The organism is Pseudomonas sp. 1912-s (assembly GCF_029269205.1).
Lineage (GTDB): Bacteria > Pseudomonadota > Gammaproteobacteria > Pseudomonadales > Pseudomonadaceae > Aquipseudomonas.
The window spans coordinates 255,284-281,194 of sequence record NZ_JARIXR010000005.1 but is presented as its reverse complement, the minus strand read 5'-3'; the positions used below and the strand labels follow the sequence as shown (position 1 = coordinate 281,194).

The 25,911-nt window shown below is 62.4% G+C and carries 22 protein-coding genes; 6 read left to right on the top strand and 16 right to left on the bottom strand.

The window, feature by feature from the left end; translation table 11 throughout:
* Positions 1–25: 25 nt before the first annotated feature.
* The 3 genes from P3C29_RS09245 to gnd are packed head-to-tail and all read right to left on the bottom strand — an operon-like array spanning position 26 to position 3,374.
* A complete protein-coding gene (locus P3C29_RS09245; RefSeq protein ID WP_201123584.1) occupies positions 26–850 on the bottom strand; it encodes an HAD family hydrolase in 825 nt (274 codons plus the stop codon).
* A complete protein-coding gene (gene zwf / locus P3C29_RS09240) occupies positions 847–2,370 on the bottom strand; it encodes a glucose-6-phosphate dehydrogenase (RefSeq protein WP_275964356.1) in 1,524 nt (507 codons plus the stop codon). Before zwf ends, P3C29_RS09245 begins: the two co-directional genes overlap by 4 nt.
* Positions 2,367–3,374, bottom strand: a complete 1,008-nt coding sequence (gene gnd, locus P3C29_RS09235; RefSeq protein WP_275964370.1) for a phosphogluconate dehydrogenase (NAD(+)-dependent, decarboxylating) — start codon at positions 3,372–3,374, stop codon at positions 2,367–2,369. Before gnd ends, zwf begins: the two co-directional genes overlap by 4 nt.
* Positions 3,375–3,618: 244 nt before the next feature.
* Here gnd and P3C29_RS09230 point away from each other — a divergent pair, with 244 nt between their 5' ends.
* From P3C29_RS09230 to P3C29_RS09215, 4 genes are all read left to right on the top strand, one after another.
* On the top strand, positions 3,619–3,795 hold the full coding sequence (locus P3C29_RS09230) for a DUF6026 family protein (RefSeq protein ID WP_158000316.1): 177 nt from the start codon (positions 3,619–3,621) through the stop codon (positions 3,793–3,795).
* 152 nt (positions 3,796–3,947) lie between these two features.
* Positions 3,948–5,690: a phosphoethanolamine transferase CptA gene (locus tag P3C29_RS09225; protein WP_275964355.1), complete on the top strand. Its 1,743-nt coding sequence runs from the start codon at positions 3,948–3,950 to the stop codon at positions 5,688–5,690.
* Positions 5,691–5,846: 156 nt separating this feature from the next.
* Entirely contained in the window at positions 5,847–8,096 is a 2,250-nt protein-coding gene (locus P3C29_RS09220; protein WP_275964354.1) for a TonB-dependent siderophore receptor, read from the top strand.
* Between the two features lie 152 nt (positions 8,097–8,248).
* Positions 8,249–8,464 (top strand): hypothetical protein, encoded by a 216-nt coding sequence (locus P3C29_RS09215; RefSeq protein WP_010172949.1) that lies wholly within the window; start codon positions 8,249–8,251, stop codon positions 8,462–8,464.
* A gap of 100 nt (positions 8,465–8,564) precedes the next feature.
* Here the strand turns inward: P3C29_RS09215 and P3C29_RS09210 are convergent, their stop codons facing one another.
* From P3C29_RS09210 to P3C29_RS09195, 4 genes are all read right to left on the bottom strand, one after another.
* Positions 8,565–9,056: a GNAT family N-acetyltransferase gene (locus P3C29_RS09210; protein WP_010172950.1), complete on the bottom strand. Its 492-nt coding sequence runs from the start codon at positions 9,054–9,056 to the stop codon at positions 8,565–8,567.
* A 91-nt stretch (positions 9,057–9,147) separates the two neighbouring features.
* Positions 9,148–10,281: a cell division protein ZapE gene (zapE, locus tag P3C29_RS09205; RefSeq protein ID WP_275964353.1), complete on the bottom strand. Its 1,134-nt coding sequence runs from the start codon at positions 10,279–10,281 to the stop codon at positions 9,148–9,150.
* 22 nt (positions 10,282–10,303) lie between these two features.
* Positions 10,304–10,645 (bottom strand): nuclear transport factor 2 family protein, encoded by a 342-nt coding sequence (locus P3C29_RS09200; protein ID WP_010172953.1) that lies wholly within the window; start codon positions 10,643–10,645, stop codon positions 10,304–10,306.
* Positions 10,646–10,697: 52 nt separating this feature from the next.
* The gene (locus tag P3C29_RS09195) at positions 10,698–11,414 is read right to left on the bottom strand and encodes a YafY family protein (protein ID WP_275964352.1); all 717 of its coding nucleotides are present in this window, start codon (positions 11,412–11,414) and stop codon (positions 10,698–10,700) included.
* Between the two features lie 182 nt (positions 11,415–11,596).
* On the opposite strand from P3C29_RS09195, the gene P3C29_RS09190 reads away from it, so the two are divergent.
* Positions 11,597–12,652, top strand: coding sequence for an aldo/keto reductase (locus tag P3C29_RS09190; protein WP_169388141.1), 1,056 nt, complete (start codon positions 11,597–11,599; stop codon positions 12,650–12,652).
* Between the two features lie 235 nt (positions 12,653–12,887).
* On the opposite strand, the gene pepN is transcribed toward P3C29_RS09190, so the two are convergent.
* From pepN to P3C29_RS09160, 6 genes are read right to left on the bottom strand one after another with little or no spacing between them, the layout of a single operon-like run.
* Positions 12,888–15,545, bottom strand: a complete 2,658-nt coding sequence (gene pepN, locus P3C29_RS09185) for an aminopeptidase N (RefSeq protein WP_275964351.1) — start codon at positions 15,543–15,545, stop codon at positions 12,888–12,890.
* A gap of 13 nt (positions 15,546–15,558) precedes the next feature.
* Positions 15,559–16,389, bottom strand: a complete 831-nt coding sequence (locus tag P3C29_RS09180) for a DUF2797 domain-containing protein (RefSeq protein ID WP_177088511.1) — start codon at positions 16,387–16,389, stop codon at positions 15,559–15,561.
* On the bottom strand, positions 16,386–16,646 hold the full coding sequence (locus tag P3C29_RS09175) for a DUF1315 family protein (protein WP_003217900.1): 261 nt from the start codon (positions 16,644–16,646) through the stop codon (positions 16,386–16,388). The genes P3C29_RS09180 and P3C29_RS09175 overlap by 4 nt, the downstream gene beginning before the upstream one ends.
* Before the next feature lie 15 nt (positions 16,647–16,661).
* Positions 16,662–17,537, bottom strand: a complete 876-nt coding sequence (locus tag P3C29_RS09170; RefSeq protein ID WP_010172965.1) for a rhomboid family intramembrane serine protease — start codon at positions 17,535–17,537, stop codon at positions 16,662–16,664.
* Positions 17,534–18,508 carry a metallophosphoesterase gene (locus P3C29_RS09165; RefSeq protein ID WP_177088513.1) on the bottom strand — a complete coding sequence of 325 codons (975 nt, stop codon included), beginning with the start codon at positions 18,506–18,508 and terminating at the stop codon, positions 17,534–17,536. Before P3C29_RS09165 ends, P3C29_RS09170 begins: the two co-directional genes overlap by 4 nt.
* Positions 18,505–19,395 (bottom strand): NAD(+) kinase, encoded by an 891-nt coding sequence (locus P3C29_RS09160; protein WP_003217892.1) that lies wholly within the window; start codon positions 19,393–19,395, stop codon positions 18,505–18,507. Before P3C29_RS09160 ends, P3C29_RS09165 begins: the two co-directional genes overlap by 4 nt.
* A 143-nt stretch (positions 19,396–19,538) precedes the next feature.
* Between P3C29_RS09160 and P3C29_RS09155 the strand changes: the two genes are divergently transcribed.
* Complete coding sequence (locus P3C29_RS09155; RefSeq protein ID WP_201123573.1) at positions 19,539–20,525, top strand: DUF1853 family protein; 987 nt, start codon at positions 19,539–19,541, stop codon at positions 20,523–20,525.
* On the opposite strand, the gene P3C29_RS09150 is transcribed toward P3C29_RS09155, so the two are convergent.
* The 3 genes from P3C29_RS09150 to cobN are packed head-to-tail and all read right to left on the bottom strand — an operon-like array spanning position 20,482 to position 25,909.
* Complete coding sequence (locus tag P3C29_RS09150) at positions 20,482–21,084, bottom strand: VWA domain-containing protein (RefSeq protein ID WP_275964369.1); 603 nt, start codon at positions 21,082–21,084, stop codon at positions 20,482–20,484. The genes P3C29_RS09155 and P3C29_RS09150 overlap by 44 nt on opposite strands.
* 53 nt (positions 21,085–21,137) lie before the next feature.
* Positions 21,138–22,136 carry an AAA family ATPase gene (locus P3C29_RS09145; RefSeq protein ID WP_275964350.1) on the bottom strand — a complete coding sequence of 333 codons (999 nt, stop codon included), beginning with the start codon at positions 22,134–22,136 and terminating at the stop codon, positions 21,138–21,140.
* Entirely contained in the window at positions 22,136–25,909 is a 3,774-nt protein-coding gene (gene cobN / locus P3C29_RS09140) for a cobaltochelatase subunit CobN (RefSeq protein ID WP_275964349.1), read from the bottom strand. Before cobN ends, P3C29_RS09145 begins: the two co-directional genes overlap by 1 nt.
* Between the last annotated feature and the right edge of the window lie 2 nt (positions 25,910–25,911).

Genomic DNA, 25,911 nt, shown 5'->3' with positions numbered 1-25,911 from the left:
GACTACTTATTACTGTGTTTGCCAATCAATAGGCCGAGAGAATAAACCGCTCTATGGCTTCCGCTGCGCCGTCATCGACATTGCTGCCGGTCACGACGCTGGCCTGGCGCTTGACCACTTCTTCGGCCTGGCCCATGGCAATCGACAGCCCGGCCACGTGAAACATCGCCGGGTCGTTGCCTCCATCACCAATCACCGCCGTCTGCTCCAGCGGTACACCCAGATGCGCCGCCAGGGTTCTCAAGGCTTCGCCTTTGTTGGCCTTCATCGCCGTCACGTCCAGAAACACCGGCTGCGAGCGTGAGACCTGGGCCAATCCTTCGACTCTCGGCTGCAACTGCGCTTCAAGCTCCATCAGCAGTTGGGTATTGGTACTGGCTGCCACAATCTTGTCGACCCGATCCAGAAACGGCTCGAAACTTTCCACCACGATCGCCCCGTAGCCCAGGCCGTGTTCCTCGCGAACCGCCATCGGTCCGCCAGGATCACGGCGCAGCCAGTCGCCGTCGGCAAACAGCCAGACCTCCACGTCCGGCTGCGGTGTAAACAAGGCCAATGCCACCAGCGCGGCTTCGGCCGGCAAGTGATGCGCCACCAGAATACTGCCGTCCGGATTGACCAGCGTGCCGCCATTAAAGCCGGCAATGGGCACATCCACACCCAGCGCCTCCACCTGCTGACGCATGGCCTTCGGCGGCCGCCCGCTGGCCAGGCTGAAAAACACCCCGGCAGCGCGCAAGGCGCGAACCGTATCAATGGTGCGTTGGCTGAGGCTGTGATCGGGATGCAGCAACGTGCCGTCCATATCACTCAGGACAAACCGGATGGGTTGGCTCGGCAAGTCACTCATCCGAGGCTGTGCCACGTTCGGCCATCGCGGGCCAGCAACGCATCAGCCGCCGCCGGGCCGTCTTCACCCGCCTTGTAGGCCTGGATACCGTCATCCTGCTTCCACGCATCGAGGAATGGCTGCACCGCACGCCAGCCGTTTTCGATGTTGTCGGCGCGCTGGAACAAGGTCTGGTCGCCGGTCATGCAGTCGTAGATCAGGGTTTCGTAACCCGTCGACGGCTGCATCTCGAAGAAGTCCTTGTAGGCAAAACCCAGCTCGACGTTGGCCATGTCCAGGGTCGGCCCGGGCTTTTTCGCCAACAGGTCGAACCACATGCCTTCATTGGGCTGGATCTGGATCTTCAGGTACGTCGGCTTGAGCTCATCGACCTCGGTATCCCGGAACTGCGCGTAAGGCGCCGGCTTGAAGCAGATGATGATCTCAGTGTCGCGGATGCTCATCCGTTTGCCGGTGCGCAGGTAGAACGGCACGCCGACCCAGCGCCAGTTGTCGATCAGTACCTTGAGAGCGACGAAGGTCTCGGTGCTGCTGTCTGGCGCGACGTTGGCCTCTTCACGGTACCCCGGCAGTTGCTTGCCGGCGACTTCACCGGCGGTGTACTGGCCGCGAACCGAGTTGGCGCGTGCGTCTTCCAGCGACCAGGGCCGTATGGCCCCGATCACCTTGGCCTTCTCACCCCGCACCGCATCGGCGCCAAAGGCGGCCGGCGGTTCCATGGCGATCATCGCCAGCAACTGGAACAGGTGGTTGGGCACCATGTCCCGCAAGGTGCCGGTGTGTTCGAAGAAGCTGCCCCGGGTTTCCACGCCAACGGTTTCGGCAGCGGTAATCTGCACGTGGTCGATGTAGTGGTTGTTCCAGAACGCCTCGAACAGCACGTTGGAAAAACGGCTGATCAGGATGTTCTGGACGGTTTCCTTGCCCAGGTAATGGTCGATGCGATAGATCTGCTTCTCGCTCATCACCTTGAGCAGGCAAGCGTTCAGCGCTTCGGCGGTGGCGAGGTCCGAGCCGAACGGCTTTTCGATCACCACCCGGCGGAACGCCTCCGGGGTTTCTTCCAGCAAGCCGGCCGCGCCGAGGCGCTGCACCACTTCGGCGAAGAAGCGCGGCGCGGTGGCGAGGTAGAACACCGCGTTGCCGGTGCCGCTGTCGGCAATCTTCCTGCCGATATCGGCGTAGGTGCCGTCGTCGAGAAAATCGCCCTCGACATAGCTGATGCCTTTGGCCAACTGGTCCCACAACACGGGGTCCAAGGCGTTCTCGGCATTGCCCTTGACCTTGCTGGCGGCCTCGGTGCGAATGAAATCCTCGAGTTTCTTGGCGAAATCGGCGTCGCTGATGGCGTTGTGATCAACGCCCACAATGCGCAAACCGCTGCCCAGCAGCCCGTCGCGACTGAGGTTGTACAGCGCCGGCATCAGCAGGCGCTTGACCAAATCACCATGGGCACCAAACAGAAACAGTGTGGTGGGCGGAGCAGGTTCGGCCTTGGGTTTCTTGCCGTTAGCGGTCATTTTTTGGGAGTCTCCACATGGCCGCCAAAGCCGAAGCGCATGGCAGAAAGCATTTTGTCACCGTAGGTGCTTTGCTGGCGCGAGCGGAAACGCGCGAACAGCGAGTTCGACAGCACCGGTACCGGCACCGATTGCTCCATCGCGGCTTCGATGGTCCAGCGGCCTTCGCCACTGTCGGCAACCGAGCCGGAATAACCCTCGAGCTTCGGATCGGTAGCCAGTGCATCGGCGGTCAGGTCCAGCAGCCAGGACGACACCACGCTGCCACGGCGCCAGACTTCGGCGATATCGGCAACGTTGAGGTCGAACCGCTGGTCTTCCGGCAGGTTTTCCGAATTCTTGGTCTTGAGGATGTCGAAGCCTTCGGCGAAGGCCTGCATCATCCCGTATTCGATACCGTTATGGATCATCTTGACGAAGTGCCCGGAACCGGCTGGGCCCGCGTGGATATAACCACGCTCGGCACGGCTGTCCGCAGTGGCAGAACGGTCCTTGGTGCGCGGGATGTTGCCCAGGCCAGGCGCCAGGCTTTCGAAGATCGGGTCCAGGCGCTTAACGGTCTCGGCGTCGCCACCGATCATCATGCAGTAGCCGCGCTCCAGACCCCAGACGCCGCCGGACGTGCCGACGTCGACATAGTGCAGGCCTTTTTCCGACAAGGTCTTGGCGCGGCGGATGTCATCCTTATAGAAGGTGTTGCCGCCGTCGATGATCACGTCACCGTCTTCCAGCAGTTGGCTCAGTTCTTCAATGGTGTGCTCGGTCGGGTCGCCCGCCGGCAGCATCACCCAGATCGCCCGGGGTTTTTGCAGCCCGGCCACCAGGCCCTTCAGGTCGGCAACGCCCGTGGCGCCCTCGCCTGCCAACCCTTTTACGAATGCTTCATTGCGGTCGTAAACCACGGTGGTATGCCCATTGAGCATCAGGCGCCGCGCAATGTTGCCACCCATGCGGCCTAGTCCAATAATCCCCAGTTGCATGTGCTGATGCTCCTTACTACGAATAAATGTGTGTCACAGTTTATAGCGCAATGAGGCTAATGAGGGTTAGTCCAGAGCGGATTGGCATAGTTTCATGACAAAAAGTGGCCATGCTTTAGCCTTCACCCCTGAAAAAGTCACAGCGACCACCAAAAATAAAAAAGTTCCCTTTGTTTAAAAAAGAATTCAGAATTGCGCCGACTGTTGCCGAGAGCCTCGAATCAAGCGCTCTGGCAGCGCGATACACCCGCCATTTGCGAGGTAAGCAATGAGCACTGCACACATGACCCGCCCACCACAGACCCTCTATGTCAGCATCCGCCGCGATGAATTGCGTCAGTTGAAAGACGAGCGCGACCAACTGCAACAGGAAGTCATGCGTCTGCGCTCGCACCTGCAAGGGCAGCTCAATCAGCCGTCCGGCACCCAGCCCGCCCTTTGCTGAACGTGAGCTGAACGAACCGTTCAGGAATAACTCACGAAGTTTTCACATCCCCCTCCCGATACTCCCGCCGAATAGGGCCGCGCCACGTGCGCAGGCCCTCTGTTGCGTGCGTCCCTGCGCGTCGACTGAAATTTACCGGGTTGGAGCGCTGGATGGCGATGTTCAAACGCAGCACTACGTCTGCGAAAGGTTTTGATTGGGCCGGCCTTGGCTGGATGTTCCTGTTCTTCTGGTACTTCTCGGGTATTACCCAACTGCTGATCCAACTGACCGGCACCTCCGGCTTCAGTGGTTTCCGCCAGGCATTTTTCATGAGCGCCCTGTGGCTGGCGCCGATGCTGTTGTTCCCCCGTCGCGCGCGCCTGGTGGCCGCGGTGATTGGCGTGGTGCTGTGGGCCTGCTCCATGGCCAGCCTGGGTTATTTCTTCATCTACCAGCAGGAATTCTCCCAAAGCGTCATCTTCATCATGTTCGAGTCGAACATCTCTGAAGCCGGCGAATACGCCACCCAATACTTTGCCTGGTGGATCGTGTTGGCGTTCATTGCCCACACCGCCATGGCCGTTTTCCTGTGGACCCGCGTACGCCCGGTGTACCTGCCACGCGGCCAGGCGATGCTCGCGGCCACGGCGATTGTGATTGCCATCGTCGGTTACCCATTGGTCAAGCAGATCGCCAAGAGCGAGACCATGGAACTGGCCATCGACCGCTTCGAAACCCGCATCGAGCCGGCCGTGCCATGGCAGATGATCGTCGCCTACCGCCGCTACACCGAACAACTGGACAACATGCAAGGCATGCTGACCAGCGCCAGCAAGATCCCGCCCCTGACCAACCTCAAGGACAGCATGGCCGGCCAGCCGTCGACCCTGGTGCTGGTGATCGGTGAGTCCACCAACCGTCAGCGCATGAGCCTGTACGGCTACCCGCGCAACACCACGCCGGAACTGGACAAACTGCGCGACCAACTGGCGGTGTTCGACAACGTCATCACCCCGCGCCCCTACACCATCGAAGCGCTGCAACAGGTGCTGACTTTCGCCGACGAAGAAAACCCGGACCTGTACCTCAAGACTCCGTCCATCGTCAGCGTGATGAAGCAGGCCGGCTACAAGACCTTCTGGATCACCAACCAGCAGACCATGACCAAGCGCAACACCATGCTCACGACCTTTTCCGAACAGGCCGACGAACAGGTGTACCTCAACAACAACCGCAACCAGAATGCGCGCCAGTACGACGGCGACGTGCTGGAGCCGTTCGCCAAGGCGATGTCTGACACCGCCGAACGCAAATTCATCGTGGTGCACTTGCTGGGCACCCACATGAGCTACCAGTACCGCTACCCGCCGACCTTCGACAAGTTCACCGATCGCCAGGGCGTGCCTGACGGGGTCAGCGACGCGCAGTTGCCGACCTACAACAGCTACGACAATGCGGTGCTGTACAACGATTTCGTGGTGTCGAGCCTGATCAAGGACTACGCCAAGACTGACCCTAACGGCTTCCTGCTGTACCTCTCCGACCACGGTGAAGACGTGTTCGACTCGGCCGGCCACAGCACCCTGGGCCGCAACGAAGCCAAGCCGACAGCGCCGATGTACACCATTCCGTTCATGGCCTACGCCTCGCCCAAGTGGCGCGAAAGCCATGACTGGAGTTTTGCCGGCGACTTGCAGCGGCCTTACAGCAGCTCGCAGCTGATTCATACCTGGGCCGACATGGCAGGCTTGAGCTTCGATGAACTGGACCCCAGCAAGAGCCTGGTCAGTGACAGCTTCAAGCCTCGACCCCGGTTGATTGGCGATCCGTATGCACGCCAGCAAAAGCCCTTGATTGATTTCAGCCTGATCAAGCCCAAGCAAACGGACGCCGCCAACGTGGTCGTCAAGTAGCTTGAATAGCCCCGGGTTTCATCCGTGCAACGCGGTGAAACCCGACTTGCCAGCAGCGCCAAGATAATAATTATTCTCGTTTAGCGCTAAACTTCCTCGCCTCTTTTCGTCTTTGAGCCAATGGCATTTTTCATAGACGACAAGGAGTTCGCCGCGATGTTTGCGCCTATTACCCGTTCCATGACCTTGACCCTGGGCCTTTTCAGCATGGTGCTGAGCCCGGACCTGCTGGCTGAAAACGATCCCGAACAGGAATCACACACACCGGCCAAAACCCTGGAGCTGGGCAGCACCAGCATCACCGCCCAGGGCCTGGGCGCCACCACCGAGCACACCGGCGCCTACACCACCGGCGCGATGAGCACGGCCACCAAGTTGAACCTGTCCATCAAGGAAACACCGCAGTCGGTCTCGGTGATCACCCGCCAACAGATGGATGATTTCAACCTCAACACCCTGACCGAGGTCATGCGCCAGACCACCGGCGTGGCGGTACAGCACCTGGACTCCGACCGGGTCAGCTACTCCTCCCGCGGCTACGAGATCAACAATTTCCAGGTTGACGGCATGCTCAACACCTTCGGCCGCATGAAGTCCGACGCCGACACCATCATCTATGACCGGGTCGAGGTGGTACGCGGCGCCACCGGCCTGACGACCGGCGCCGGCGATCCCTCGGCCACCGTGAACATGGTGCGCAAACGCCCGACCGCCCAGTGGCAGGCCAAGGCGGGTGTCAGTGGTGCCTCCCATGACGATTACTACAGCTACCTGGACGTTGGCGGGCCCCTGGCGTTTGATGGGCGCCTGCGGGGCCGTACGGTGCTCGCCTACCGCGACAGCCAGTCCTATCGCGACAACTACGCGCTGCAACGGGAAGTCGGCTACGGCATCCTCGAGGGCGACCTCACCGACGACACGGTGCTGGCAGTGGGCTTCGATTACCAGAACAAACACGTGCAGGGCACCGCGTGGGGCACCTTGCCCTACTGGAACAGCGATGGCAGCAAAGCCAAGTTGCCCCGCTCCGCCAACATCGCGGCCAACTGGAGTTCCTGGCCGCTGAAAGATGAAACCACCTTCGCCACCCTCGACCACCGGCTGGCCGGCGACTGGCACCTGAAGGCCGCCTACACCCACCGCGAAAGCGACACCGACGGCAAGGTCTACTACGGCGGCTCAGGCTTTCCCAACGCCGACCGCAGTGGCATGACTGCCTGGACCAGCCACATGCTGGGCACCTCGAAAATGGACGTGGTGGACGTGAACCTGGCGGGTTCCTATTCCCTGCTGGGCCGTGAACACGAGTTGATGGTGGGTTACGGCGAATCCGAGCAACGTGATTCTTCGCCACACCTGCGCGACGGGCCGGTGCCCAAGGGCTACACCAGCATCGACGACTGGAAGCACCTGGGCGGGATCGGCAAATTCCCTGACTCCAATACCGGCCTCAAGGGCGAACAAGGCAGCACCCGGCAAAAGGCCGGTTACCTGGCCACCCGCCTGAGCCTGACCGACCGCTTGCATGCCGTACTGGGCAGTCGCTATGGCAGTTGGGAGATTGAAAGCACCACGTATAACTATGACAAGGACACCGACCAGTACCTCGGCGCGACAAAGTCCAGCCAGACCCATAACGACATGTGGACCCCTTACGCCGGCCTGCTCTACGACCTGACCCCGGAGTACACCGTCTACGCCAGCTACACCGATATCTTCAACCCGCAAAGCGAACGCGACGCCAGCAAGAAATACCTGGAGCCGGTGGTGGGCAGCAACTACGAAGTGGGCCTCAAGGGCAGCCTGCTGGAGGAACGCCTGAACCTGGCGGCCGCGTACTTCTGGAGCAAGCAAGACAACGTCGCGGAACTGGACAGCACCGCGCAACCGGACACGGAGACCGGCGAGCAGTTTTACAAGTCCGGCGGCAAAGGCAACAAAGTGCAAGGCTTCGAGGTAGAAGTCTCCGGAGAGGTGCGCCCCGACTGGAACCTGACCGCCGGCTACACCTACACCCATTCCCTGAATGGCGAGAAACAGCGCAACAACACCAACCTGCCGATGAACCTGCTACGCGTTTCCACGGCCTATCGCCTGCCCGGCGAATGGCACGCCCTCACCGTCGGCGGCGCGGTGAACTGGCAGAGCGACTTCTACGACTTTGCCTACCGCCCGGTAGGCCGAGACACCAGTGGAACACTGATCAGGGAGCGCACACGGATCACCCAACAGGCCTATACCGTGGTCAACTTGATGTCCCGCTACCAGTTCGACGACCATTTGTCGGCGTCACTTAATATCAACAACCTATTTGATAAAAAATATTACGAGCGCGTCGGCTTTTACAATGGTGTGTATTGGGGAGACCCGCGTTCCATCAGCGTCGCACTGGATTGGAAGCTCTGATTTCATCGCTGCGACAGATTGGAAGTTAACGAAATCGTTAACTTCCGGTCAGCCCGAGGTTAACCCTTACTTAATATTATTGGCCCACAGTCTCCCCATCCCGCCGCTGACCACAACGCGCGGAACCCAACACACTTAAATGAGACACTGCCATGAAAATTTCGACTGTTATCCTTGCCGGCCTGATGACCATGACTTCCGTAGCCGCCTTCGCAGAGGGCGGTTCCGAGCGCTCGAAGGAGTTTTACAACAACTTCACCTTCGTCCAGGAACAAGTCCACGGTGCTGCCCAGCAAACAGCAATGGCTGACGGCAAGACTGCAAAGCCCGCAACTGCCGATCAAACTACCAACACGCCGAACAGCTGATTTACCCGTAATACCCTGCGCTATTCCGCTCTGATAGCTAAGGTCAACTTGGCGCCACTTGCTGGCGCCTTTTTTTCGCCTTTAATTAAATAAATATTAATTAAAGCGGCTTATTCCAAAACAACATCCGGCCATGCTCCGGATCAAACACCGAATCATCAAAACCAAACTTGCGATAAGCCGACTGTGCCACCGCATTGCCTTCGAGCACCTCAAGGGTAATTTTGCAGCAGCCACGCTGGCGAGCGATTTCCTCGACCTTTTGCAGCATCTTCTGGCTCAGCCCCAGGCCACGGAATTTATCCATCACCACCACGTCGTGCACATTGACCAGCGGGCGGCAGGCAAAGGTGGAAAACCCTTCAAAGCAATTCACCAGCCCGGCAGGTGCACCGCCGACAAATGCCAGCACGCTGAATGCATGCGCACGCTTGGCCAGCTCCGCCGGCAGTTGTTCCAGGCGATCGGCCGGCAGGCTGTGGCCACCGCCCATCGGGTCTTCAGCGTAATGGTTGAGCACCAGGCCAATGGCCTCGGCGTGAACCGGATTGGTGTAGCTGGCTTGCAGCACCAGGATGTCTGCGCTGTCCATTTCCTTCCTCATTAACGGTGCAACAGGGACTCGGTCCCCATAAAAGGGCTCGATTGTAAGCGTGGAGCGGGCATTAGCTGAAGGAGATTAACTACATTTCCCCGCGTGAAAGCGCGCCAGGCTCACCAAAGCGCGCCAGTTGCATCTCCTGCAAGCGACTCAGGGTGCGGCGAAATGGAAACTCCAGGTAACCCTCGGTGTAGAGGCTCTCCAATGGCACCTTGGCCTCGATGTACAACGGCACCTTGCGGTCGTAGCACTCGTCCACCAGCGCGATGAAGCGCCGGACGCTGTCGTCATGCACCGACAGCTCCGGCAGTTCCCGGTCACCGGCATCTACCCGCTGGGCGGCGTCTTCCGTGCCGCGGGCAATGCGCCCCGGACGCTTTTGCGCGCTGAGGTTGGGCACCTCCCCCAGCAAGATGGCCTTGAAACGATCACACAGCAGCATGAAATCCATGGCGGCCAGGGGCTGTTCGCACAGCTCGGCATAGCGACACCACAGCACCGTTTCACTGGACTGCACCGCGACGATGGAGCGATAGCCGACCGCAACAGGTGCACTGCTGACCGCTTGCCCGCCGCTCAACTGGCGAAACACCTCGGCCAGCGCACCCGGCTGATCAACCCAGTAGCGCTGCAGCGCGGTTCCTGGATGCAGGCGGTGATCTTCCCCACCGTCAACCGCCACCACGCGCATATGCTGCTTGATGGCCTCGATGCCCGGCAGGAAGCGATCACGGTTGAAACCGTCCGCATACAGTTGATCCGGAGGTTGATTGGACGTGCAGACCATCACCACGCCTTCCTCGAACATCACCTGGAACAGCCGGCCAAGGATGATGGCGTCACCGATGTCATTGACGAACAACTCGTCAAAACACAGCACCCGCACTTCCCGGCTCATTTCCCGAGCGAGGGCCTGCAAGGGGTCGTGGGTGCCGGTCAGCTGGAACGAGCGCTGATGCACCCACCCCATGAAATGATGGAAATGCTGGCGCCGCGCAGGCACCCGCAGGCTCTGGTAGAACTGGTCCATCAGCCAGGTCTTGCCGCGCCCGACCGGCCCCCACAGGTACACGCCGGTGATCGGCCTGTCACCGTGGTGCAGGGCCTGGTGGCAGTCTTGCAGGGCTTGCACCGCCTCGCGCTGGGCGTCGTCGGGGACGAAACCCTGTTCGGTGATGGCGTGCTGGTAGGCGGCGAGTGGCGAGTCGAAAGTCATGCCCGGCAGTATGCCATGACGGCTACAGGGAAATGTCCAATCGCGAAATCTTGCCCTGCTCATTGAGGCGGAAGGTATAGCGCAACTCCAGCGGGCTGCCGGGAAAGCTGCCGGTGATCAGGTTGCTGACCAGTACCTTGCCCGTGCGGTGCTGCACATTGAGCACCTGGACCTTGGGCTGATAACGGCGCCCGGTGTCTTCCATCCAGCGGGCAATGGCGGCGGTGCCGACCTGGTGCTCACCTTCGTCGAACACGTTGGCATCCTCGGCAAAGCAGTCGACCACCAGCGAGGTGTCGCCGGTATTCGCGGCGGCAATGTAGGTCGCGATCGCCGGGGCCAGTTCAGGGATGGGTTGGGACATGGTGACAGCTCCTTGTTAGTGATTTATGGAGCCATGCTAAAGCAGCGTTGTGTCAGTTCTTGTCAGGAGTGAACGGCCCGGATTGGTTCTGTTCCATCAGCTTGCGCCAGCCCCGCAACCAGTCACTGCGCCGCCCCGGATAACGTTCACCTTGCAGGCGCGCAGCGGCCACACGGTCGGTGCGGAAGGTGCGGTAAGCACCGCGCAACTCGCACCACGCGACGATCACCCGCACTTCGTTGAGAAAGCCCAGGGCCAGGGGCCAGATCAAGCGTTGGCTGGCAGTCTGGCTCGCGTCCGCGTAGTCGATATGCAGTTTGGCCTGGCCGCGAATGGCTTCGCGAAACACATTCAGCGGCACGCGATTTTCCGGGTAGCCGAAGCCTGGCGGGCCCGGCAGCAACGTGGGATTGCGCAACGCTTCCTGCGCCGCCGGGTCGAGCACATCCGCAATCTTAGCGAGCGCGTTGGCGGCCGCCTGGCTCAACACTTCGTCGCCACGCTGATCGACATACCGCAAGCCCAGCACGATGGCCTCGGTCTCGTCGGCATTGAGCATCAGCGGCGGCAGGAACAGCCCTGCACGCAGCACGTAGCCCACGCCCGCCTCGCCGTAGATCGGCGCGCCCAAGGCGGTCAGCTCGGCCATGTCGCGGTACAGGGTGCGTTCGGAGATCTCCAGCTCCGCCGCCAGCACGGCGGCGGTCACCGGGCGTTTTTTGCCCCGCAGGACTTGCAACAAGGTCAGCAGACGACTGGTACGCGACACGTTGATCACGCTCGAAAGAGGAAAGTCGCGCAGCTTAGCAGAGGCCTCTGTCAGAAAGTGTCAGGAGCCGGCGCCCTTCCCCTCAGCCCGCAAAAAAGCCGCTTGACGAAAAATATGACTCACATCATATTAAATAGATGTTGCCAAACATTTAAATCAATCACAGCGTCAGGAGTTCTCGTATGCGCAATAAAGTCTTCGGCCGTCGTAGCGGCCTGCGGGTTTCAGAGCTGGCCTTGGGCACCGCCAACTTCGGCACGGGTTGGGGCCATGGCGCCGAGCGCGAAGAGTCCAAGCGGATCTACGACGGTTACCTGGAAGCCGGCGGTAATTTCCTGGATACGGCCAACGGCTACCAGTTCGGCCAATCGGAAGTGCTGCTGGGCGAGTTCATTGCCTCGGAACGGGACCGCCTGGTGATCGCGACCAAGTACACCCTGCGCACCCAGCCGCAAGACGAAGGCACCCTCAAGCTTGGCAATAACCGCAAGAACATGGTGCGCGCCGTCGAAGAAAGCCTGAAACGCCTGAACACCGATCACATCGACCTGTTCTGGGCCCATATCAGCGACAACGTCACGCCGATGGAAGAAATCCTGCGGGGCTTTGATGACCTGGTGCGTGCCGGCAAGATCCACTACGCCGGCTTGTCGAACTTCCCGGCCTGGCGCATTGCCCGCGCCGACCTGCTCGCCGAAGTGCGCGGCTTTGCGCCGCTGGTGGCGATCCAGACGGAATACAGCCTGGCCGAACGCACTGCCGACCGTGAGCTGCTGCCCATGGCCGAAGCGCTGGGCCTGGCCGCCACGTTATGGTCGCCCCTGGGCGGTGGCTTCCTCACCGGCAAGTACCGCAACAGCCAGGACGATACCCGTGCCAGCAAGCTGGGGATTTTGGTTCACGCCGAGAAAAGTGCACGGGAAACCGCCGTGCTCGACACCCTGCTGGCCGTTGCCGGCGAACTGAATGCCACGCCGACTCACATTGCCATCGCCTGGCTGCGGGAAAAAGCCCGTCGTTCGACCACCGCGCTGATCCCGATCCTGGGGCCGCGCACCCGCGAGCAACTGGATGGCACCCTGGGCGCGCTGACGGTGCAACTTTCGGCCGAGCAAGTGGCCCGCCTGGACGCTGCCAGCGCGATTGCGCTGGGTGTGCCCCACGAGATGATCGCCGAGCGCTTCCCGCGATACGCCGGTGATGACGCCCAAGACTTGCGCTGGCCGCCGGTTATCTAAGGCCAGTTGTGGTGAGGGGGCTTGTCCCCCGTTGGGCTGCGTAGCGGCCCCAAAAAAAGCGGGAGCGCTGCGCACTCCAGCGGGGGACAAGCCCCCTCACCACAGACAAGCCCCCTCACCACAGGCAAGCCCTCTCACCACAGGCAAGCCCCCTCACCAGGGACAAGCACCCTCACCAGAGGCAAGCACCCTCATTACAGGACGGTGTTCGGCCTTGAGTCAACAATCGCCTCCGTTATGCGAGGCTCTTGCTCACCACTTCAAACACATCACTGGACAGCTCGCCCGAAGCGCGAATCCGCTCCAGCTCACCTTTCATCAGCGCCTGCCGGGCGCTGTCGTATTTGCGCCAGCGGGTCAACGGCGCCAACTGCCGCGAGGCAATTTGCGGGTTGAAGCCGTTCAGCTGGATCACCAGGTCCGCCAGGAAGCGATAACCCGAGCCATCGGCCGCGTGGAAGTTGATCAGGTTCTGGCCGGCAAACGCGCCCACCAATGCCCGCACCTTGTTCGGGTTCTTGATGTTGAACGCCGGGTGCTGCATCAACGTCTTGACCCGCTCCAGCGCGCCCGGCAAACCACTGCCGGCCTGCACGCTGAACCACTGGTCCATGACCAGCGGGTTGTCCTTGAAGTTTTCGGCAAACACCGCCAGGGCCTTGGCCTTCTCTTCTTCGAACGGCGAGTTGACCAACACCGCCAGGGCGGTGAGGCGCTCGGTCATGTTGTCGCACGCGTCAAACTGCTCAAGGGTCGCCGCCAGCACTTCGGGCTTGCCGCTGAGCATCAGGTACGACAGCGCGATGTTCTGCAGGGCGCGACGGGCAAAGTGTTCCGCCTCGGCCACGTACGGGGTTTTCTTCGACAGGTCGCGATTGGCCTGATAACGCAGCCACAGGCCTTCGAACAGATGATCCGCCAGTTGCTCGCGGGCAAACTCGCGGGCCGCGTGGATGGCGTCGACATCCGCGACTTCGCTGATTTCAGTCAGGTAGGCCTCGCTCGGCAGCGAGAGCATCTCGGCAACCATCGCCTGGTCCAGGCTCTGGTCGCTGAGCACCGTGCGCAGCGCGGTGATCAGGCGTTGGTCCAGCGCCAGCGCCTCGCCCCGCTGATGCTGGGCGATCAGTTCCTGCAACACCTGCACCGACAGTTGCTGGCCGGCGTCCCAGCGATTGAAACCATCGCTGTCGTGCTGCATCAGGAACATCAGTTGGTCGCGGTTGTACGGGAAGCTCAGCTTCACCGGCGCCGAGAAGCCACGCAGCAGCGAAGGCAGCGGGTGTTCGGCGATGTCGACAAAGGTGAAGGTCTGTTCAGCTTCGGTCACCGAGATCACCCGGGACGTGGCGCCAGCCGCCGCTTCACCGGCCAGGCGCAGGGCGATACCCGCGCCCTTCCCGTCCAGCAGGCCCAGTTCGACCGGAATCACGAACGGCAGCTTTTGCACTTTGTCCGGGGTTTCCGGGCAGCTTTGACGGAAGGTCAGGCTGTAGGTTTTTGCGGCTGCGTCGTAGGACTCGCTCACCGCCAGGCGTGGCGTGCCGGCTTGGCTGTACCAGCGCTTGAACTGGCTCAGGTCGGCGCCGTTGGCGTCTTCCATGGCCTTGATAAAGTCATCGCAGGTCACGGCCTGGCCGTCGTGGCGTTCGAAGTACAGGTCGCTGCCCTTGCGGAAGCCTTCGGCGCCGAGCAGGGTTTGAATCATGCGGACGACTTCCGAGCCCTTTTCGTACACGGTCAGGGTGTAGAAGTTGGAGATTTCGATAAAGCCGTCCGGACGTACCGCGTGCGCCATGGGACCGGCATCTTCGGCGAACTGGTGCGTGCGCAGGTAGGCCACGTCCTGGATACGCTTGACCGTCGCCGAGTTCATGTCGGCAGAGAATTGCGAGTCACGGAACACCGTGAAGCCTTCCTTCAGCGACAGCTGGAACCAGTCGCGGCAGGTCACGCGGTTGCCCGACCAGTTGTGGAAGTATTCGTGGGCGACGATCGCCTCGACCCGCTGGTGAGCGGCGTCGGTGGCGGTTTCGGCACGGGCCAGCACGGCGCTGGAGTTGAAGATGTTGAGGCCCTTGTTCTCCATGGCGCCCATGTTGAAGTCGTTGACCGCGACGATCATGAAAATGTCGAGGTCGTACTCACGGCCATAGACTTCTTCGTCCCAGCGCATGGACTTCTTCAGGCTGTTCATGGCGTGCTGGCACTTGTCGATGTTTTCCGGCTCGACATAGATGCGCAGCGCCACGGTGCGCTGGGTCATGGTGGTGAAGGTGTCTTCGACGCACCACAAATCACCGGCTACCAGTGCGAACAGGTAAGCCGGTTTCTTGAACGGGTCTTCCCAGGTCGCCCAGTGCCGGCCGTCTTCGCCGGGGCCGGACGCAATCGGGTTGCCATTGGACAGCAGCACCGGGTAGCTGTGTTGTTCGGCGATCACCGTGGTGGTGAAGACGCTCATCACGTCCGGGCGGTCGAGGTAATAGGTGATCTTGCGGAAGCCTTCGGCCTCGCACTGGGTGCAGAACATGCCGCCGGATTTGTACAGGCCTTCCAGGGCGGTATTGGCTTCCGGGTGGATCTTCACCGTGGTGTCGAGGGTGAAGGTCGCGCTGGTGGGGTGCACGGTCAGGTGGCTGTCGCTCAACTGATAGTCCGCGTCGGTCAGTTCCTGATCGGCGAGGTTTACCGACACCAGCTCAAGCTGTTGCCCGTCCAGCACCAGCGGCGGCAAGCCGGCGCCGCGCTCGGGGTTGCGGCGCATCACCAGTTGCGCGTGGACCAGGCTGTGGTCCTCGAACAACTCGAAGGTCAGGTGCGTCTCGTCGATCAGGTAGTCCGGCGCCTGATAGTCCTTCAGGTAAATCATCTTCGGCTGTTCGGTGCGCATGTCTGTCGTCCTTCTACTGATGCACGGCGAGCTGGTAGGCCGTGTATTTACGAATGTTGATCACGCCGGTGTCGAAGATCAGGTATTGGCCCTTGATCCCCATCAGCGTGCCTTCGGCAATCGGGTTCTTGTCCAGGTTGAAGCTGACGATCTTGGTCGGATACTGCTCGATCGGGTAGCGGATTTCGATCGGTTCGATGTCGGTCACCGGTTGGATGGCTTGCAAGCCAAAGCGTTCCTGCAAACCGAGCAAGCCTTCGGCACAGTTGGCGAACAGTTCGTCGCGCACCTGCGCAAGGTCGACTGCCTGGGCATCGCCCTTGAGCAGCGCGCGCCAGTTGGTCTTGTCGGCCACCTGGCTGCGGAACAGGTCTTCGACGAAACCCGATTGCTGGCGCGTGGCAACACGCATGATCGGCAGCGCCTGGCTGGCGCCCTGGTCCAGCCAGCGGGTTGGCAACTGGCTGGCGCGCGTGATGCCGACCTTGATCCCCGACGAATTCGCCAGGTACACCACGTGGTCGGTCATGCAGAATTTTTCACCCCAGGCCGGATCGCGGCAGGTGCCAGCGTCGTAATGGCAGCGCTCGGGGCTCATGATGCACAGGTCGCACTGGGCCAGTTTGGTCATGCACGGGTAGCAGTAACCCTGGCTGAAACTGGTCTTGGTCTTGCGACCGCAATGGGTGCAATGAATCGCACCGAGGTATTCCAGGCGCACGGTGGTGCCGATCAACGGGTTGACCGGTACCTCGATATCGCCGAGGCGAAACGCGTATTGAACGGTCGGCTCACCCAACTGCGCCGACATTTTGCTGACTGCACCACGGCCAATCTCAATCAATGGATGGCATCCGACTTGAACAGGATGTTCGGCACCGGTGCCGACTTCGAGGCGCATTCCTGCGGGCCCATGTAGCCGGTGCGCTGGTCTTCCGGCAGGTTCTGCAGTTCCCAGGCGATCACCGCCTGCAACGACAGTTCACGCTGCTCGGCGGTGAGCTTGCGGCCATCGGACCATTTGCCGATTTCCACGGCGAGCTTGAGGCTCTCGTAGATGTCCGGGGTGATGTTTTCGATCATTTCGACAAAAGAGGACATAAGACTCTTCCTTAACTAAATAGGGGACATTTTGCGGCGGCTGTACAAGCCACCCAGCAAGCCGGTCAGGCACCCGATCACCAGGCCGCCCACGTGGGCCGCGTTGGCGATTTCGCCGAAGCCGATCATCGAGACCAGGCCCGACAGGCAGAGCACCAGCCACACCAGCATCATCACCAACACCCCGCGAGGCAGGCGATACACCGGATTGGGCGACAACAATTGATAGATCCAGCAATGCCCGAGCAAGCCGTACAGCACGCCGGACAACCCGCCAAACAGGCCGGGACCACCAAAATAATATTGAGCGTAGTTGGACACCAGGCTGAACAACAGCGTCAGGCCCAGCAGGTTGATACTGCCCTGGCGCAGCTCGATACGCCGCCCCAGCTCCCAGTACCACATGCCGTTCATGGCCAGGTGCAGGATGCCGAAGTGGATCAGCATCGGCGTGACCAACCGCCACCACTGCCCGGACGCCAGGCTGTCGGTCAATGGCGTGAATCGGATGTACTCACCGACCACGCTGAACGGCAGGAAAGTCAGCCAGCTCATCGCCTGCAGGTTATCCCCCAGCAGCGTGACCGCACCGACAATGATGCTCAGCAGCAGCACCAGCCCGGTGACCGGGCTGTGGCGCAACTGCTGGACAAACCCGGGGCGCCGGGCCGGCGGTGCCTGGTCCGGAATATCCAGTTGCTGGTCCGGGTCGCCGGCAGGAAAACGCTGGTACAAGACCTTCACGTCTTCACTGATGGCATCGGGCACCCACAGCACCTGTTCCCCGGCTTCCTCGCTCACGCGATGGGGCACTTGCATGCGTTGCAGCAGTTTGACGAAACCACTCAAATCCACCGCCAGCGGCAAACGTAAAACAGCCACGGTACTCATGAAATAACCTCAGGGCGCTCGACGTCGACCCAAACAAATTTACGCGGGTCCAGGCGGGTTTCCTGATCCAGCCGGTAGGCCACCAGCTTGCCGTACAGCACCGCGCTGTAGTCCAGGCAGGCCAGGTTCGGGCGGATCGGCGCCGGTTTGCCGCTACGCCAGTAGTGGCCGACGAACAGCAACGGTTCGTCGACGCCATAGCGCAGCAGGGAATTTTTCTCGCTGGACGACAGTGGCGTGGCGGCCACCGGCTCCGGCAGCGCATCGGGCTGGAACACGATGTCGCCGTAGGTCTTCGGGTCGTCTTCCCAGAATTTGGTGCGGAAGAACGAACGCGTCAGGCCGTCGCCACCGGTCAGGGTCAGGCCGTCCGGCAGCCGCATGTCGGTGCCGCGCAACAGGCGGTCGAAGGCGTTGCTGGCGAAACTGCCGGGCACGGCGGCGGCTTGCAGGAAGTGCTGGTCGATGCAGCCGTCCGGAAAATGCGCGCGCAGGGGTTCGATAAAGCCGTTGTCCCAGCACGCGTGCACCACGCGGAACCGCCCGGCATCGACAAACAGCGGCATCTCGTAGAACCAGCCGAGGAAGTCGTGCCAGTCCGCCGGGTGCTGTTCGAACTGGGTCAGGGTTTCCTGGATCAACCGCGCATGGCGTGGGGTGTGCTCGCGCACGAATTGCTTGCCGCTGCCCGGGGTGGCCGGCGTGCTCCAGCCCAGCGCGTTGAACTCATGGTTACCCATGATGCACAGCGCCTGGCCGGCCTCGGTCATGTCGTGGACGATGTGCAGCGCCTCGCGGATACGCGGCCCGCGGTCGATGATATCGCCGAGGAACACGGCCATTCGCGACGGATGGCGCCAGGTGCCGCCCTGCTTGTGGTAACCCAATTGGTCGAGCAAGTGCTCAAGGGTATGAGCGCAACCGTGCACGTCACCAATCAGGTCGTAGCTACGCGCGGGATCGAGCATCAGTCGCCTCCACCCCCCAAGCGGCTGCCCCAGCCCAGCTTGGTCCGGCACACTTCGTAGTAGTTGTGGTCCAGCGGATGGATCAACCGCAGCTTCTGCGCCTTTTTGCTCACGGTGATGGTGTCACCGGGGGCGCAGGTGAAATGGTTCTGCCCGTCGCAGGAGACTTGCGGGTAGATCTGCATGTCTTTGGAGACCACGATTTTCAGCTCACTGTTGCCGTCGACCACAATCGGTCTGCTGGACAACATATGGGGGTACATCGGCACGATCACAATGGCATCCAGCTTGGGATGCATGATCGGCCCGCCGGCAGACAGCGCGTACGCGGTAGAGCCGGTCGGTGTGGCGACGATCAGGCCGTCGGCCTTCTGGCTGCACACGAACTGGCCGTCGATGTACAGCTCGAACTCGATCATCCGCGTCGATTTGCCAGGGTGCAGCACCACGTCGTTGAGGGCGTCGCCCTGGCCGATGGCTTCACCGTGGCGGCGCACTTCAGCCTGCAGCAGGAAGCGGTTTTCCACCAGATAATGACCGTCCAGCACCTTGGCCACTTCGACTTCCAGCTCGTCGGGGCGAATATCGGTGAGGAACCCCAGGCTCCCGCGGTTGATCCCCAGCACCGGCACGTTATGCCGCGCCAGCGCACGGGCGGCGCCCAGCAGGCTGCCGTCGCCACCCACCACGATCACCATGTCGCAGACTTCACCGAGCATTTTGCGCGACGAGGTTTGCAGGCCGTGGCCCGGGAGGATTTCAGCGATGGTGTCTTCGAGGATCACATGCAGGTGGCGCTCGAGCAGAAACTTTTTCAGCCGGCGGACGGTGTCCAACACCTGGGTACTGCCCAGGCGACCGATAATGCCGATATTGCGAAATTGCTCCATGGGGCTCCTGCGGGGTTCGGGTTCTGCAAAAAAGAACGATTATGGGCGAAAGCCGGCGTTACACAAAATCCTTTGTCGCCGCAAACCCCAGACGACAACGGTTCTCAGCCCCCTTCCCGGCTGTAAAAGGCTATGCTCGGACCATGACCCTGTTCCCTGATTTACAGCACCTGCCCCGCCAACTGCGTCACCCCGAGGTGCGCGACCTCGCGTGGGTGATGCTCGCCCCGCCGATGCTCGCGCAAACGCCGTGGCCGCAACGCCACCCGCTGACCGGCAGCGACTGGGTGCAGGCCCCGCATTTGCTGGAGCACTGGCTACGCCAACTGGACCAGGACAGCAGCGCCCTGCTGCACTGGCTGAGCCAGGCACGGACCCGGCGGCTGGGGTTGTATTACGAACGATTGTGGCAATTTGCTGTGCAGCATGCGCCGGGCGTGGAATTGCTCGCGGCCAACCTGCCGATCCGCCAGGCCGGGCATACCCTGGGCGAGCTCGACATGCTGCTGCGTGACCGAGACGGCGTGCACCATCTGGAACTGGCGATCAAACTCTACCTCGGCCCCCAGGACGGCGACGGCCGGGACGCCGCGCAATGGCTGGGCCCGGGCTGCCACGACCGACTGGACCGCAAGCTGGCCCATCTGGCCCAGCATCAACTGCCGATCTCCGCCCGGCCGGAAAGCCGGGAAGTGCTGGCCGCCCTGGACATTCAAGCCTTTGATGCCCATCTATGGCTGGGCGGGTATCTGCTCTACCCATGGCCCGGCATGGCACACGCGCCGGTGGGCGCACATCCGCAGCATCTGAATGGCCGCTGGCTGCATCAGCGCGACTGGTCGAGGTTTATCGAACAGAGCCCCGCCGGTCGCTGGCAACCGCTGCCCCGCCACGCGTGGCTGGCGCCGGCACACTACCCGGCGGACGAAGCCTGGGGCGCGGCCCGGATGCAGCACTGGCTAACCGAGCTGGACCCGATGGCGCCCGCACAATTGCTGGTGCGCCTGGTGGAAAACAGCGAAGGCGAGTGGGAAGAGGCTGAACGGTTGTTCCTGGTGGCGGATCTTTGGCCGAACGTGCCGGCGCTTACAGGTTATCGATATGCCGATAATCAATCTGTAACTCCGTAGCCAGCTGCCTCGCGCGCCCCAACCGAATCGGGCCGCGCTCGATGTCCACCAGCAAACCCGGGCAGCCCAGTGGCGGCAGCCCCGTCACATCCTTCAGCCGTCCATCGGTGACCACCAGCAACCGCTGCTGCTCCGCCGAATAACGCGTGCGTCGGGCCGCCAACCACTGCCCCGCTTCGTTCAGCGCTGCCAACAATGGGGTGCCGCCGCCTGCGCCGAGCCCTTCAAGCCAGTGATTGAGCCCTTTGGCTGCCTTTAATCCCTGCACCTGCCATTTCGGCGATTGCCCGCTCGCAGTGAGCAACGCCATGCGCGCCCGCTGCCGATAGGCATCGTCAAACAGCTGGGCCAGCAACCCCTTGGCATCGCTCAGCGCCTGATGCCGCCGGGTGGAAGCCGATGCATCGACAATCACCAGCCACAGCTCATGGGGCGTGCGGCTGCGCAGTTGATACAACAGGTCTTCACGGCGTTGCGGTCGCCCGCCGAGCAGCGTGCCCGGCCAGTTGATCGAACCTTGCGCCGCGCTGCGCGCCTGGCCTCGCCGGCCCTTGTTCAGTCGACCCGCCTTGGGCCGCGCATCCGCCCCCGCGTCAGGCTTGGGGCGAATGCCTAGGGCTTTTTTGGCCAGGTGGGCACGTCTCGGCGAGCGCCTGTCGGCAGTGCGGGTGCGGGCATGTCGCCCCATTGGCCCTGGCCTTCAGGTGCATCATTGGGCTTGGGTGATTGACCGCCAGCGGGCGGCGTTGCCGGCGGGGATTGCTCCTGGCGACGATGGCGCAGGGCAAATTCCGCGACGGCTTCGATATCTTCTTCGCTGATGGCCGTAGCGCCCCGCCAAGCCGCATGGGCACGGGCGCCACGCAGCCAGACCAGATCGGCGCGCAAGCCATCGACGCCGGCGGCAAAGCAGCGCTCGGTAATCTGCGCCAGCGCCTGGTCATCCAGCGGGATGCTGTCCAACAGCGCCCGCGCCTGGGTGCAGCGCTCGCGAAACGCGGCCTGCCGATCGGCCCATTGCTCGCAGAAACCCTGGGGATCGCTGTCGAAATCCAGGCGGCGACGGATGATCTGCCCACGTTCGGCGGGCTGGGTGTGCCCGCTCAGCGCCACGTTGAAACCAAACCGGTCGAGCAATTGCGGGCGCAACTCGCCCTCTTCCGGGTTCATGGTGCCGATCAACACAAAGCGCGCCGAATGCCGGTGGGAAATCCCGTCGCGCTCGATCAGGTTGGTGCCGCTGGCGGCCACGTCCAGCAGCAGGTCCACCAGATGGTCGGGCAGCAGGTTGACTTCATCGACGTAGAGCACGCCACCGTCGGCCTTGGCCAGCACGCCGGGGGAAAATTGTGCGCGGCCTTCGCCGAGCGCCGCGTCCAGATCGAGGGTGCCCACCAACCGTTCCTCGGTGGCGCCCAAGGGCAGCGTGACGAACTGACCACTGGCGAGCAGGTCTGCCAGGCCGCGCGCCAGGGTGGACTTGGCCATGCCGCGCGGGCCTTCGATCAGCACGCCGCCAATTTTCGGGTCGATGGCGGTCAGGCACAGGGCCAGTTTCAGGTCATCGGCGCCGACAACGGCAGACAGCGGGAAATGCGGGAGGTCGGTCATCAACTGCCTTCTTCTATATCCAACAACAGGTTTTCCAACGCCTCGCGGTACGCCCCGGGCTCCTGCCACAGGCCACGCTGCTGGGCTTCGAGCATGCGCTCGGTCATGTCCCGCAGGGCATCCGGGTTGTGCTGCTGCACAAAGGCCCGGGTGTCCGGGTCGAGCAAATAGGCGTCGGCCAGCAACGCGTACTGATGATCGTCGATCAGCGCCGTGGTGGCGTCGAACGCGAACAGATTGTCCACCGTCGCGGCCATCTCGAACGCGCCTTTGTAGCCGTGGCGCTTCACCCCTTCGATCCACTTCGGGTTGGCGGCCCGGGCACGGATCACCCGGTTCAACTCTTCCTTCAGCGTGCGGACCTTCGGCAGGTCCGGCTGGCTGTGGTCACCATGATAGCTGGCGGCCTTGTCGCCGCTCAGGGTTTCCACGGCGGCAAGCATACCGCCCTGGAATTGGTAGTAATCATTGGAGTCGAGCAGGTCGTGCTCGCGGTTATCCTGGTTCTGCAACACTGCCTGCACCTGGCTCAAGCGCTGGGCAAACTGTTCGCGGGCGGCAGTGCCTTCGTCGGAGCCGCCATAGGCGTAGCCGCCCCAGTTCAGGTAAACCTCGGCCAGGTCTTCGCGGCTCTGCCACAGGCGCCCGTCGATTGCGCCCTGCACGCCGGCACCGTAGGCACCGGGCTTGGCGCCGAAGATCCGCCAGCCCGCCTGCTTCGCCGCCGCCTCCTCATCCAGGCCCGACAGGCGCAAGGCCTCACGCTCGCTGCGCACCTTGGCCGCCAGGGGGTTCAGGTCGTCGGGCTCGTCCAGCGCAGCCACGGCTTGCACCGCCGCGTCGAACAGGCGGATCAGGTTGGCGAACGCATCGCGGAAGAACCCCGACACACGCAACGTCACATCCACTCGCGGCCGGTCCAGCAGGCTGATCGGCAGGATTTCAAAGTCATCCACCCGCTGGCTGCCCGTCGCCCACACCGGGCGCACGCCCATCAGCGCCATGGCCTGAGCGATGTCGTCGCCGCCCGTGCGCATGGTGGCGGTGCCCCACACCGACAGGCCGAGCTGACGCAGGTGGTCGCCGTGGTCTTGCAGGTGACGCTCAAGAATCAGGTTCGCCGACTGGAAGCCGATCCGCCAGGCGGTGGTGGTCGGCAGGTTGCGCACATCCACCGAGAAAAAGTTACGCCCGGTAGGCAACACGTCCAGGCGACCACGGCTCGGCGCGCCGCTGGGACCGGCTGGCACGAAGCGCCCGCTCAGTGCATCCAGCAAGCCACGCATTTCCGCCGGGCCGCAAGCATCCAGGCGCGGCGCGACGACGATGCGCAGGCTCTCGATCACCGACTTGACGTCTTCCCAGCCGGGCTCTTCAAGCTGTTCCACCGGCCCTTCCAGCGCCTGCTCGATCAGGCGGGCGGCATACAATTCGAGGCGTTCGCGGGTGTCGCCGGCGGTACGCCACAATTGCGGGTCGATATTCTGCAACACCAATGGACGGCGCCCGGTCCACGGCTCGGCCAGGGCACAATCCAGCGGGTCGAAGCCCAACTCAAAGGCCTTGGCCAGTACCCGCAGCAGGCTCGATTGCGGCCCGCGACCATCGCCACGCGGAATGCGCAGCAACGCCAGCAAGGTGTCGATGCGCAACCGGCCCTCGGGCGACTCACCGAAGATGTGCAGGCCATCGCGAATCTGCGACTCCTTCAAGTCACACAGGTAAGTGTCCAGGCGTGGCAGCCAGATGGCGGCGTCGGCATCGCTGTCGAGGTTTTCGTCGAGGGCCAGTTCCTGGTCGATACGGGTTTCCCGCACCAGCTTGAGGATGTCTTTTTGCAGCTCACGGGCGCGCCGTGGGTCGAGCAGTTGGGCTTCGTAATATTCGTCGGCCAACAGCTCCAGGTCGCGCAGCGGCCCGTAGGTTTCGGCGCGCGTCAGCGGCGGCATCAGGTGGTCGATGATCACCGCCTGGGTGCGCCGCTTGGCCTGGGCGCCCTCGCCCGGGTCGTTGACGATAAACGGGTAGATATTCGGCAACGGCCCCAGCAGTGCGTCAGGCCAGCAATTTTCCGAAAGCCCGACGCCCTTGCCCGGCAGCCACTCCAGGTTGCCGTGCTTGCCGACGTGGATCACGCCGTGGGCACCGTAGGTCTGGCGCAACCAGAAGTAGAACGCCAGGTAGCCATGGGGCGGCACCAGGTCGGGATCGTGATAGACCGCGCTGGCGTCCACTTGGTAACCCCGGGCTGGCTGGATGCCGATGAAGGTCAGGCCGAAGCGCAAGCCGGCGATCATCATGCGGCCGTCGCGGAACATCGGGTCGTTATGGGCCGTGCCCCAGCGTGCCAACACCGCCTGGCGATTGGATTCGGGCAAACGGTTGAACATCGCTTCATAGTCATCGAGCGCGAGGCTTTGATGACAGGGACGCAGGTCAAGGCTGTCGAGGTCGTTGCTGACGCCGCCCAACAGTTCCTGAATCAACGCCGTGCCGCTCTCCGGCAGCACGTCCGGCAACGGATAACCTTCGATCTTCAAGGCCCGCAGGATATTCAGCGCGGCGGCCGGCGTGTCCAGCCCCACACCATTGCCGATACGTCCGTCCCGGGTCGGGTAGTTGGCGAGGATCAGTGCGATACGCTTTTCGCCATTCGGTACCCGTGCCAGATCGACCCAGCGCCGCGCCAGCTCGGCGACGAAGTCCATGCGTTCCGGCTGCGCGCGGTAGCACACCACATCCGACTGGCTGCGCTCGCTGCGCCAGGCCAGGTCCTTGAAGCTGATGGGCCGGCTGATGATGCGCCCGTCCAGTTCCGGCAAGGCAATGTGCATCGCCAGGTCGCGCGGGCCGAGGCCTTGTTCGCTGGCCTGCCAGCCGGGCTCGTTGTCCTGCGCGCAAATCGCCTGGATTACCGGGATGTTGCGGCGAAACGGCCGCAGGTGCGGCGCTTCGGGGCTGGACTGGGCAAAGCCGGTGGTGTTGAGAATCACCGAGGCGTGCACTTCGTCCAGCAGGTCCTCGACCACCGTCAGGCAGCCGGGTTCTTTCAAACTGGCCACCGCCATCGGCAACGGATTAAGGCCCGCCGCCTGCAAGCGCTGGCAAAACACATCGATAAAACCGGTATTGGCCGCCTGCAAATGGGAGCGGTAGAACAGCACCGCCGCCACCGGAAAACCAGGTTGCCAGTCGGCTTGCCAATCGTTGAGACGGGCATTGGCTTTGTGCGGGTGATAAATCGCGGTACGCGGCAGGGTTTGCGGTTCGTCCCAGGCGTAATCGCGGCCCAGGTAGCCGGCCGCCAGGCAACGATAGAAATCCAGCGCATTACCCAGGCCGCCCTGGCGCAGAAAGTGCCAAAGCCGGTCACGCTCCTCCACGCCCACGGTGCTCAGGCCACTGAGTTCCGGGTCCGGGCGATCATCCCCCGGCACCAGGATCAGCTGCACACCGCGCTCGGCCAGCTCAACGAGGCGCTCGATACCGTACCGCCAATAGCCGATACCGCCGTGCAGCGAAATCAGGATGACCTTGGCGTGGCGCAGTACCTCGTCCACGTACAAGTCGACCGAGGCGTGGTTCTGCACCTGCATCGGGTTGGCCAGGCGCAGGCTCGGGTAATCCTCGGGCAACTGCTGGGCCGCTTCTGCCAGCAGCGCCAGGCTGGAGTCACCGCTGCACAGGATCACCAGCTCGGCGGGGGTTTGGCCAAGGTCGGCAATGTTGTCATCCGAGACGAAACCGCCGGGCTGGGTCCTGAGCAGGTGCATGG